The sequence below is a fragment of the uncultured Mailhella sp. genome (assembly GCF_905187505.1).
In the GTDB taxonomy this organism is placed as follows: domain Bacteria; phylum Desulfobacterota; class Desulfovibrionia; order Desulfovibrionales; family Desulfovibrionaceae; genus Mailhella.
On sequence record NZ_CAJJIC010000082.1, the window covers coordinates 1 to 10,840 of the forward strand.

The 10,840-nt window shown below is 57.3% G+C and carries 11 protein-coding genes and 1 tRNA gene; 3 read left to right on the forward strand and 9 right to left on the reverse strand.

Annotation, left to right across the window (positions count from 1 at the left end; all coding sequences use genetic code 11):
* The 9 genes from QZZ60_RS11430 to QZZ60_RS08055 form a co-directional block, all read right to left on the reverse strand.
* Positions 1-130 (reverse strand): plasmid recombination protein (locus QZZ60_RS11430; protein WP_367119411.1); only part of this gene is annotated, 130 nt, incomplete at its 3' end.
* A 173-nt stretch (positions 131-303) separates the two neighbouring features.
* Positions 304-2,091, reverse strand: coding sequence for an AAA family ATPase (locus QZZ60_RS08020; RefSeq protein WP_295640300.1), 1,788 nt, complete (start codon positions 2,089-2,091; stop codon positions 304-306).
* A complete protein-coding gene (locus QZZ60_RS08025; RefSeq protein WP_276818985.1) occupies positions 2,084-2,302 on the reverse strand; it encodes an AlpA family transcriptional regulator in 219 nt (72 codons plus the stop codon). Before QZZ60_RS08025 ends, QZZ60_RS08020 begins: the two co-directional genes overlap by 8 nt.
* Positions 2,303-2,425: 123 nt before the next feature.
* On the reverse strand, positions 2,426-3,403 hold the full coding sequence (locus QZZ60_RS08030; protein WP_295640307.1) for a hypothetical protein: 978 nt from the start codon (positions 3,401-3,403) through the stop codon (positions 2,426-2,428).
* Between the two features lie 96 nt (positions 3,404-3,499).
* Positions 3,500-3,667, reverse strand: a complete 168-nt coding sequence (locus QZZ60_RS08035; RefSeq protein ID WP_295640310.1) for a hypothetical protein — start codon at positions 3,665-3,667, stop codon at positions 3,500-3,502.
* Positions 3,664-4,875, reverse strand: a complete 1,212-nt coding sequence (locus QZZ60_RS08040; protein WP_295640312.1) for an integrase arm-type DNA-binding domain-containing protein — start codon at positions 4,873-4,875, stop codon at positions 3,664-3,666. Before QZZ60_RS08040 ends, QZZ60_RS08035 begins: the two co-directional genes overlap by 4 nt.
* Positions 4,876-5,114: 239 nt before the next feature.
* Positions 5,115-5,191: transfer RNA gene (locus tag QZZ60_RS08045), tRNA-Glu, on the reverse strand.
* A gap of 18 nt (positions 5,192-5,209) precedes the next feature.
* Positions 5,210-6,781 carry a GTPase HflX gene (gene hflX / locus QZZ60_RS08050; protein WP_295640315.1) on the reverse strand — a complete coding sequence of 524 codons (1,572 nt, stop codon included), beginning with the start codon at positions 6,779-6,781 and terminating at the stop codon, positions 5,210-5,212.
* Between the two features lie 188 nt (positions 6,782-6,969).
* Positions 6,970-7,563, reverse strand: coding sequence for an IMP cyclohydrolase (locus QZZ60_RS08055; protein ID WP_295640318.1), 594 nt, complete (start codon positions 7,561-7,563; stop codon positions 6,970-6,972).
* 373 nt (positions 7,564-7,936) lie between these two features.
* On the opposite strand from QZZ60_RS08055, the gene QZZ60_RS08060 reads away from it, so the two are divergent.
* The 3 genes from QZZ60_RS08060 (at position 7,937) to nifS (ending at position 10,745) form a co-directional block, all read left to right on the forward strand.
* Positions 7,937-8,488 carry a hypothetical protein gene (locus QZZ60_RS08060; RefSeq protein WP_295640321.1) on the forward strand — a complete coding sequence of 184 codons (552 nt, stop codon included), beginning with the start codon at positions 7,937-7,939 and terminating at the stop codon, positions 8,486-8,488.
* A 240-nt stretch (positions 8,489-8,728) separates the two neighbouring features.
* Positions 8,729-9,565, forward strand: a complete 837-nt coding sequence (gene nifU / locus QZZ60_RS08065; RefSeq protein ID WP_295640324.1) for a Fe-S cluster assembly protein NifU — start codon at positions 8,729-8,731, stop codon at positions 9,563-9,565.
* Between the two features lies 1 nt (position 9,566).
* Entirely contained in the window at positions 9,567-10,745 is a 1,179-nt protein-coding gene (nifS, locus tag QZZ60_RS08070) for a cysteine desulfurase NifS (RefSeq protein ID WP_295640327.1), read from the forward strand.
* Positions 10,746-10,840 lie beyond the last annotated feature (95 nt).

A 10,840-nucleotide genomic window follows, 5' to 3' on the forward strand; every position in this document is an offset into this window, starting at 1 on the left:
GGTTGCTGTGGCTCTCCCGTTCCCGCCGGTTATGGCTCTGGATGCCGCGTATGGCCTCTTTCTTGAACTTATCCATATGGAGGACGAGGTAGGACATGATGAAACTTCCTTGTATCCATGACTGCACCATTTCTGATGCGGCAGAAAAGCGGTACACTTTTCCCGTTCAGGCGGTACAAAAGGGGATGACGTATTCGGACCTGACCGGACATCACCGGATAACTGACGGATCGAATATTGCGGGTGTACCGCTGTACCACGGCGTAAGAGGCGGTACAGCGGTACACCTGATCATATGAGCCTTCAGAAATGTTCCTCCAATTTCTTTTTCAGCCTCTGGATGGCCCCCTTGGATTTCCCCATTTCCTCTGCGCAGTCGCGGATGCTGTAGCCTTCTTTTAAAAGTCGTCTCAAGCTTTCCAGTTCAACGTCTTCCAGCTCTCTGACCTGCCAGTGCAGCGCATTACCTTCGGTAACCAGATTGGCCTCAAATGGTTTGGCGTCATCACCCAGTATGCCCCGAGCCTTAGTCAGGTGGACCTCAAAACGTGCTCCTTCGGCCATACTGTATTCCCTGGGTCTGCGCAGGCTGATCACCGTGTCCATAATGTCTTCCCTGGCGCTGGTGCCGCGCTGGTCGCCGGATTTTCCGGCATGATGGATAAGCAGGACGGTCATACCCCTGCGACGCAACTCCAGCAGCCACGCCTGCATGGTCTGCCAGGACTGTGATTCATTTTCCTTGCCGGTGCGGCACAAGGTAGCAATGTTGTCCAGCACCACCATGTCCACACCTTGCAGAAAAGGCTCAATCATGCCCTGCCCACCGGCGGTGGACAAATCCGGCATGGGACAGGGTTGCAGGTCCGGTGTGATGAGCGCCATGTTTTTCAACGTATGCGGAGGAACGGACATACCGCTGACAAGCGCTGCAAGACGACTCTGCATGGATGTGGCAGGCATTTCCCCGTCCACATACAGCGTTCGTTTAGGCATCGGCGCACGCCAGTTGAACACCGCACCGCCGGAAGCCACGGCAACGGCTATGCTCAGGGCCGCAAACGTCTTGCCGATGCCGCGCGGAGCATACAGGATGCCTATCCCTTGAACCGGAAGAATGGGGGATAAAAGATACCCCCGTTCAGGTATGGACATGGAAAGAAACTCCCCCATGTCCAGAGAAATCAGAGACGGACGGGCAGCTGTATGCATGGCCTCTTCCACCTGATGGCGAACTTCTTCCAGCCCCTCACTCTGATGCAGGTCGTTGAAGTCTTTCCCCTCGCCGGTGGTAAACTTGGGCAGGGCCAATCGAGCCTGTGCTGCTTGAGCAGCTTCCTGCCCTTTACTGCGGCCTGCTTCATCATTGTCGCCACAAATGAGGATGGAAGCATCCGGGAATCTGTGTCTCACAAGATTGGCCACGACAGGCAGGTTATTGGCTGAGAACGTCACATATACGATACAGTTGACGGCAAGATGGATGCTTGCTCCCGTAGCGTAACCTTCGCAAAGAACTAGAGGCTTTTCCGACTTGCCGGGAATAATGAAATGTCCTCCCTGTACTTTGCCGCCCATGAGAAAGCGCTTTGTCCCGTCCGGGGCGATATATTGCAGGCTTTGTAAGGTTCCCGATATATCCCTGACGGGAAGGAGCAGCAGACCGCTCCGGGTCTGACGTATGTCCCCAAGCGCGGGAACGCCTTTACGCCGTAAATATGGGTGTTCCGACGAGCAGGGAAAAGATGCCTCCAAGACGCCCTGGGCCTGTTTTGCCGCTGCTTCATACCGGCGGGCACATTCTTCCTCTCGTTGATGACGAATGTTGCGTTGCCGTTTCTGCCATGCTTCCTTTTCAGCCGGGGAGAACGTTCTCTGATCCATTTCAGTAAACGTCCCCTGGTCTCCGCTCTCCCAGTTGCACCACCAGAGCGTGGCAGGAGGGTCAACATGCGCGATGTATGCGCCGTTCTGTTTATGCGGCCTGGCCTGCGTGGGACAACGATGCAGTTTCCCGTCCGCTTCGATGTCAGACGGAATCAAGCCCTTGTCGGTCAGGAGGTCCCGAAAATTTTGCAGGGGATTACTCATGCTCTTCCCCCTGTCTGCCAAGACTTTCGATGAACGCGGCAATATCTTCTGCTCTCCAGACCGTGGTTCTGGGACCAAGTTTCACGGGTTTGGGATACCGCCCGGTCCGACAGCCTTCCCACCAGGCGCTCTTGCTTATGGGAATCATGCTGAGAACCTGAGGAAGACGCAAAAGGCCGTGAGTGGAAATGGACAGTTGATGCTGTTTCATAAAAAATCTCCTGAATCTGTTTGGATTTCAGGAGACTCTGGCACACGTCCAAAGATTCCCGTGAGGGAATCAAACGGGAAAAGAACGGGAACTTCTCAAAAAGACGGGAAAACAGCAGGCTGGTCATGCCTTGATTATGGCGTATGTCTCCGCTTCCTTGAGGAGCATATCCATCAAATTGCGATAGGACTTGTCGTCCCTGTACTCTTTACCCGCAAGCAAGCGCCCCACATGCGTCTTTCTGCCCTGTGGAGTTTTGTGACTGGTCTCGGATTTTTGAGGACCACACCAGTACAGGAGAACATAAGCGATGACCGCAAGAGGATACTTTTCTTTCATGGCATCACGGACGGCGGCGTCCGGCCTTCCTTGCCAGACGGCTCCGGGAATACGGAAAATAAGTTTTTCATCCTGCGGTGCCCTTTCACACAGGGGAACTGCCGCCACTTTGTCGGCAACAGACGATTCCGGCGAAGCTGTCTGTAAAACGGCTTCCACAAGAGCACGGGTGATGCCTTTCACTTCCCGGCGCAGGGGATAGTAGCGAAGCTGCCTGATGGCGACGCTCCTATCCACCATTATAGTATCAGCAAAGATATGTGCAATGAAGTGATAACTTGAGGCGGGAATGGAGAATATCGGCTTATCAAAGAGAGGTGAATCCGGTGAATACTGCGCGAAGATGTCTGTTGTGCTCAGTATTTTCAAACTGCTGAACAGAAATTCTCGTTCCTCGGGAAAGACAGACGCCGTATCTTCAAAGGATTCTTCAAGAATGACATTCAACCCATATTGTAGGGAGGTAACAGGAACAAGCGTTGATATCTTTCTGAAAAATTCCATCACATCAAAGCCAAGCAGATATGTCTGAATGCCCGCCACCAGTTCCGGCCCTGAAGGAAATTCCGGTATCTGCGTTCCATATGCGGCGTGACTGCCAGCAACAAATGCCTGCCAGCAGGATTCATATGTTGTGCACCATAATTCCAGAGGTTGAACTGCGTCAGGCCAGAGCGCCTGAACAAGCATGTCGCCTTCTCTGACAGTCAGGCCATACGCCTGCCGTACTCTGCCTAGGGTAATAATCTGGCGGTCTATCATGGAAAAAGCATAGTCTGTTGTCAAAAAATGGACAACAAAAAACAGCGGCAGGGACTTCCAATGTCCTCGCTACCGCTGTTTCCTGTAAAACCTGTTTCAGCTATACCATACCCGGATGATATCCATGTCGTCATAGCCGTATTGTCTCATACGGTCCTTGTCTTCTTCGCTCCAGCCAGTGTCGTTTTCCGTCACCTGCGTTTCATCCTCTGTTTTCCCGATAACGATACAGGCATTCCGTTCTGTCATGGCGTTCTCTTTCATACCGTATCTCCGCTTCCTTTCCGCTTTGCGTGGCGCAGTCCATCCAGATAATCCGCCCAATCCTGCATCATCTTTCTGCGTTCCGGAAGGTATTCCGCGTAATTGTATGCTGCCCGCACTTCGTTCTGTTCTCCATGGGCAAGCTGCCGCTCTATCCAGTCCCGGTTATAACCAAGTTCGTTGAGCAGCGTGGACGCGATGGAGCGAAAACCATGCACGCTCATTTCGTGCTTCTGGTAGCCCATGCGCCGGAGCGCATTGAGCATGGTCGCATCGGAAATGGGGCGTACCTCCGTGCGGATGGAGGGAAAAAGGTATGTTCCCTCCCCGGAGTATTTCTGAAGTTCCCGAAGAATGGATATTGCCTGTCTGGATAAGGGAACAAGATGCTGACGGCGCATTTTCATGCGTTCGGCAGGGATACGCCATTCCCCGGACTCAAGGTCAAATTCCTTCCATCGGGCAGCCCGCAGTTCCGTGGGACGGGTGAAAACCAACGGAGCCAGCTTCAAGGCACAGACCAGAGGGAAATAACCTTCGTAAGCGTCGATATCCCGCAGAAGCTGACCGACTTTTTCCGGTTCCAGCACCGCCGCGCGGTGGACCGTTTTTCTCGGCCTCAAGGCTCCCCGAAGATCGGCTGCGATATTGTGCTTTGCCCGGCCCGTGATGACCGCATAACGGAACACCTGATTGATGATTTGCAGCACTCTCCGGGAGGTCTCGTAGTTTCCCCTCTGCTCCAGAGACTTGACCACGTCCATGATATCCCGTGTTTCCAGCTTGGCGATATGCGTTTTGCCGATGCGAGGAAAGATGTAGGTTTTCAGCCGGTACATGACGGTTCCCTGATGCTTTTCAGAAAACTCCGCCATGCGGGTTGCATGCCATTCTCTGGCGATATTCTGAAAACTGTCGCGTTCCGCCGTGGCTCTGGCCTGCCGCATCTGCCGTTTATGGGCTGACGGGTCGATGCCTCTGGACAACATACGCTTCGCGTCTTCGCGGCGTTCTCTGGCATCCTTGAGAGATACGGCAGGGTATTCTCCGAAACTGAGCAGCTTGCTCTTTCCGTCAAAACGGTAGGCCATTCTCCAGAGCTTGCTTCCACTGGTGGGAATGAAAAGAAACAGGCCTCCGCCGTCGAAATATTTGCGGGGCCTCAGGTCGGGCTTCAGACTGCGGATATGGGTATCGGTAAGAGGCATGGGTACTCCCTGGCTGTCGTTGGACGAAGAGATGCCCACATGGATAAAAATATTTTTGATTCCGCGCGGTTATTCATGTAGGTATCAGAAATGTCATACCACATTTCTACCTACGGATATACCCATAAAATATTTGGATGCAAGCGGACGAGGCTGGACTTCGGGAAACCATGCCGGAAAGAAAAAACAAAGAACGCCAAGACGTTATGCATCTTGGCGTTCTTCATTGTACTCAAATTTGGCGTCCCCAGGCGGATTTGAACCGCCGTTGACGGCGTGAAAGGCCGCTGTCCTGGGCCGGCTAGACGATGGGGACGTGCCGTGTTGGTGTTATTTATCGGAAAGGCTCGGTATCGTCAAGCGTTTTTTCCTCTTCTGCACGTTTTTTCCTGGCCTTGCCGCGGCGTTCAAACTCTTCCCAGGTCTGCGGATCACGACGCTGCCACGCGCCTTCGTCGAACATGAGCCTCTCGATGGCGGCTGCGGCCTTTTCCAGTCCCGTGCCCGTGAGCGCTGAAACGGGAATGGCGTCCGGACGGTCGAGAAGAAGCGGTACTCTGTCGCTCACCGCCACGGCGTCCCACTTGTTCAGAAGCGTGATGCGCGGCACGCTCTGCAGTTCCATGTCCGCAAGAATGCGCTCCACGGACTCCATCTGCTGATCCCGCTCGGGATGCGAGGCATCCACCACATGAATGAGCAGATCGGCGGCTTCCAGTTCCTCCAGCGTGGCGAGGAAGGCCTCGGTGAGCTCCTTGGGCAGAGACCGGATGAACCCCACGGTATCGGCCAGCACAAGTTCCCTCTCTCTGGGAAAGCGCAGACGACGCGTCGTAGGATCGAGCGTGGCAAAAAGCTTGTTTTCCGCCAGAACGTCGGCTCGGGTAAGCGCGTTGAGAAGCGTGGACTTGCCGGCGTTGGTATAGCCCACGAGCGCAGCCAGCGGCAGTCCCTGTCTTGCCCTGCGGGCCCTGGTGTGGAATCGCTGCCGTCTGAGCTCCTCAAGATCCTTGCGGATGCGCGTAATGCGCTCGCGAATGCGGCGTCGTTCCAGTTCCAGCTTGGTTTCGCCGCGGCCCTTGTTGCCGAAAATGCCGCCTGCAAGCCTGTCCAGAGAACGGTGACGTCCGGCAAGACGGGGAAGAGAATACTGCAGCTGTGCCATTTCCACCTGCAGCTTGCCCGCCTTGGTGACGGCGTGACGGGCAAAAATGTCGAGAATGAGCTGCGTCCTGTCCATGACGCGGCGTTCCGTCAGCTCGGAAAGGCTGTTGAGCTGCGCCGGACTCAGCTCTCCGTCGAAAATGACGAGGGATGCCTGCCCCTGAAGAGCAAGGACTTCCAGTTCGGCCAGCTTGGTACGTCCGAGGATGTGCCTCGGATGAATGGCGGCAACGCGCTGAATCATGGTGCCCGTCACCCTGACTCCGGCGGTACGGGCAAGCTCGGAAAGCTCGGCAAGATGCCGCTCCTGAACAGCTCGGGGCTCCAGAGAAACGGAAACCAGCACGGCCCTCTCGCCCTCGTCCTTCTCGCCGGTGCTCACGGCATCGTCGACGACGCGGCCGAACTCCTCCTCCAGCGTTTCCGCCTGCACCGTGAAGTCCGTGTCCACACGATCCCACGGCAGCATGTCGCCCACCTGATATTCCGAATCCTCCTGCCCCGGCGCGGGCGGCATGAGATGCGCGCTCTGGAACATGCCGGGCTGTCCCCAGTCGTCCACGGTGAGCACGCTCACGGAATCAAGACGCAGAAAGAGAAGGTCCATGAGATCTTCACGGGAAAGACCTTCGGGGACAAGATGCGTATGCAGAAGGCGCAGCCCGCGCAGTCGCCCCGCGCCCGTGCGCACATGGGGAAGCTCGGGGATGAGAATGGAGGAGGCATCCCCGACGATGACCATGTTCACCCGGCCCTGCCTGTCCAGGGCAAGACCTATCTGACGGGACAGAAGACGGGACAGCGCTGCAAGCTCCCTCGCCTGCTCGGAGCTGTAGCCCCCCTGAGGCGGGTAGCGGCGCTGTCCCAGTCTGTTGAGAGCCTTGAGCTCGCTGGGCTTCAGACCGGCGGTATTGCCTTCAACCCGGGCGGCTATTGTGCGCCTCCGGCCATCCAGGTGGCGATCATGTCGTCATAGTTGGAGGTGGTGCGGAAGGTGGCGGCCGCCATGCGGCGACGGAATTCGAGGCTCACGCCGCCCTTTTCGATTTCTTCCATGGCCTCGGCGTAGTAGGAAGGATCGGAAAGCACGAGAATGCTGTTGAAGTTCTTGGAGGAAGCGCGCAGCAGGCAGGGTCCGCCGATGTCGATTTCCTCCACCATGGCGGCGGGATCAAGGTGCTTTTCCAGCGCGGACTTGAAGTCGTACAGATTCACGACCACGAGATCGAAGGGCTTGATGTCGAGTTCCTCAAGCGTCTTCATGTGTTCCGGCACGTCCTTGTTGGCGAGAATGCCGCCGTGAATGCGCGGATTCAGCGTCTTTACGCGACCGTTGAGAATTTCGGGAAATCCGGTGACCTCGCTCACGGCAGTCACGGGAAGGCCCTGCTCCTTCAGAAATTTCATGGTGCCGCCGGTGGAAACCAGCTCGACGCCCTTCTTGTGGAGAAATGCGGCGAATTCCGCGAGTCCGTCCTTATGCGTCACGCTCAGAAGAGCGCGTCTGATGGGAAGAAAATCCATCGTAACCCCCTTGGTGAAGTCTTGTTATAGTGCCAAAGCTGCAGGCAAATGGCAAGGGCAGGCCCTGCCCGCCCTCCCGCGTCCGCATCCCTTCCGCATACCTCCCGGACCTCGACATCACAACGCCCCCTGCCCCACGCAACGCTCACATTCTGCACAAGGCCAGACCCGGGATCGAAAAAGACGACGCTTCCGTCCCTTCAAGAACCCGGGGCAAGAGTCTCGACAAGCGCACCTGCATCCGTACCGCCCACAACGTGCCGGCGTGCCCCCCCCTCGGGAAAGCTGACGAAAGTCTCCGCTTGACACGAGCTCCCTCCCCTTGGAAAAAAACGTTGTCCCTTCCGGGAACTTCATGCCAAGGAGAACTACCATGCCGGAATCCTTTGCCGATCTTTTTCTGAAGGCCATGCGCTATGAGCACTGGCTGCGCTTCTATTTTCTGGAGGACGCCGAAACGCCGGACGACGCCCCCATGCAGTCCTCGCCGGAACGGGAACTGACCGTGGAGTCTCTGGACGCTCTGCTCATCGTGCCCGCCGAGGCGGCCGCACGATCCCGTGACGAGGAGCCGGAACTTGCCGAAATGCTCGACGTCCTGCAGGGGCAGAAAATCTCCATGGAACGTTCAAGAGACGTCATCTTCAACTGGCTTGGAGAAAAAACGGGCATTCATCCCGGCACCGCGGCCTTTGAGGAACGCCTGAGCGCTCTTTCCTCGGACTATGACTTTCGCCGCTCTCTCGACAACTTCCACGGATGGGTGCAGGAGCTCGCCAACAACGAACTCGATCTCAAGGGCAACGCCCTGCCTCCCGGCGCGCCTCGGGACGAAACCATTCCTTCCTTTGCGGAATGGGACAGAGCCTTTCTGTTCTGGGCCGGCCTTCAAAAGCCCTTTGAACTCGGGAAGGCGCCCTGCTGACGGACCAGCACGGACAGACGGCCGGCAGCATGAGGCCGTTTTCGCTTGCGTACAGGTCTGCCGCGCGGAACGAAGTCGACACGCGCCACGCCCCGAACGGCCAATGAGCTAGGGATTTTCAGAACTTGTCCCGACGATTCTGGACATTGCCCGGAAAGTGATTAACCTTGATCCGAAACCAGTTGAAGAAAACGCGAAGGGCTCATGTCGAAGCCGACTTCGCACATCAGGAGTATAACCATGTGGGAATATACCGAGACTGTCCGTGACCACTTTCTGCATCCCCGCAACGCGGGCGTGCTCGAAGACGCCAACGTCATCGGCGAGGCGGGAAGCCTGGCCTGTGGCGACGCCCTCAAGCTCATGCTGAAGGTCAACGATCAGGGCATCATCGAAGACGCCAAGTTCCAGACCTTCGGCTGCGCCAGCGCCATTGCCTCCAGCTCCGCCCTCACCGAGCTCATCAAGGGCAAGCACATGGACGAGGCCGCCAAGCTGACCAACAAGGAAATCGCCGACTACCTCGGCGGTCTTCCCAAGGAAAAGATGCACTGCTCCGTCATGGGCGAAGAAGCGCTCGAAGACGCCATCCGCCACTGGAAGGGCCTTCCCTCCAAGTCTCAGGCGGAAGAAGGCCGTCTCGTGTGCAAGTGCTTCGGCGTGACCGATCTGCAGATCATCAAGGTGGCCAGGGAAAACAACCTCACCACCGTTGAGGAAGTGACCGACTTCATCAAGGCCGGCGGCGCCTGCGGCAGCTGCAAGGACGACATTCAGTCCATTCTCGACAAGCTGCACGCCATGGAAAAGCCTCTTCAGGAAATCCGTCCCGTTCCCCGCATGACCAACGTGCAGCGCATGCAGAAGGTCATGACCATCATCAATGAAGACATCGCTCCCCGCCTCGCTCTCGACGGCGGAACCATCGAGCTTGTGGACGTGGACGGAACCACCGTCATCGTGGCTCTGCGCGGTGCCTGTTCCGGTTGCAGCGCCAGCCAGCTGACGCTGAAGAATCTGGTGGAAAAGACCCTGCGCGAGCAGGTGGATCCCGCCATCAATGTTGTGGAGGCATGACATGGCCGACGTTACTGATGTGATTTATCTTGACAACAACGCCACCACGAGGGTCGCGCCCGAAGTGGTGGAAGCCATGATGCCCGCCTTCGGCCCGCTTTACGGCAACGCCTCCAGCATGCATACCTTCGGCGGCCAGATGGGTCACTACATCCAGAAGGCCCGCGAACAGGTGGCCGGCATTCTCAACGCCGACCCGGAAGAAATCATCTTCACCTCCTGCGGGTCCGAGTCCGACAACTCCGCCTGGTACTCCGCCACGGAGACCCAGCCGGAAAAGCGTCACGTCATCACCACCAAGGTGGAGCACTCCGCCGTGCTCGCCTACGGCCACTATCTTGAAGACAAGGGCTACGAAGTGACCTGGCTCGGCGTGGACGACAAGGGCCGTCTCGACCTTGAAGAACTTGAACGTGCCATTCGTCCCGACACGGCGCTCGTGTCCATGATGTATGCCAACAACGAAACCGGCACCATCTTCCCCATCGAGGACGTGGCCAGAATCGTGAAGGCACACGGCGTGCAGCTTCATGTGGACGCCGTCCAGGCCGTGGGCAAGGAAGTCATCGACCTCAAGAAGCTGCCCATCGACTATCTGGCCCTTTCCGGCCACAAGCTCCATGCCCCCAAGGGCATCGGCGCCCTGTACGTGCGCCGCGGCACGCGCTTCCGTCCCTACCTCAAGGGCGGCCATCAGGAACGCGGCCGTCGTGCCGGCACGGAAAACGTGCCGTACATCATCGGCCTCGGCAAGGCCTGCGAACTCGCCGCGGTCAACATGGACAAGGAACGCACCCAGGTTTCCGCCCTGCGCGACCGTCTGCAGGCCGGACTGCTTGCCGCCATTCCTCACTGCAAGATCAACGGCGATCAGGAACACCGTCTGCCCAACACGCTGAACATCTCCTTTGAAGGCGTGGAAGGCGAGGCCCTTCTGCTCCAGCTCGATCAGTACGGCATCTGCGCCAGCTCCGGTTCCGCCTGCACCTCCGGCAGCCTCGAACCCTCCCACGTGCTGCGCGCCATGGGCGTTCCGTTCAACTACGCCCACGGTTCCGTGCGCTTCAGCCTGAGCCGCTACAACACGCAGGAAGAAATCGACCGCGTCATTGAAGTGATGCCCGGCATCGTGAGCAATCTGCGTGCCATTTCTCCCTTCGCGAGCTTTCTGAAGAAGTAGTTGCCGCCCGCAAGGGCCGTGCGACATGAAAAAAGGCCGTCCTGAAAAGGACGGCCTTTTTTGATGTCTGCGTTCCGAAACGACGCCATCGCACA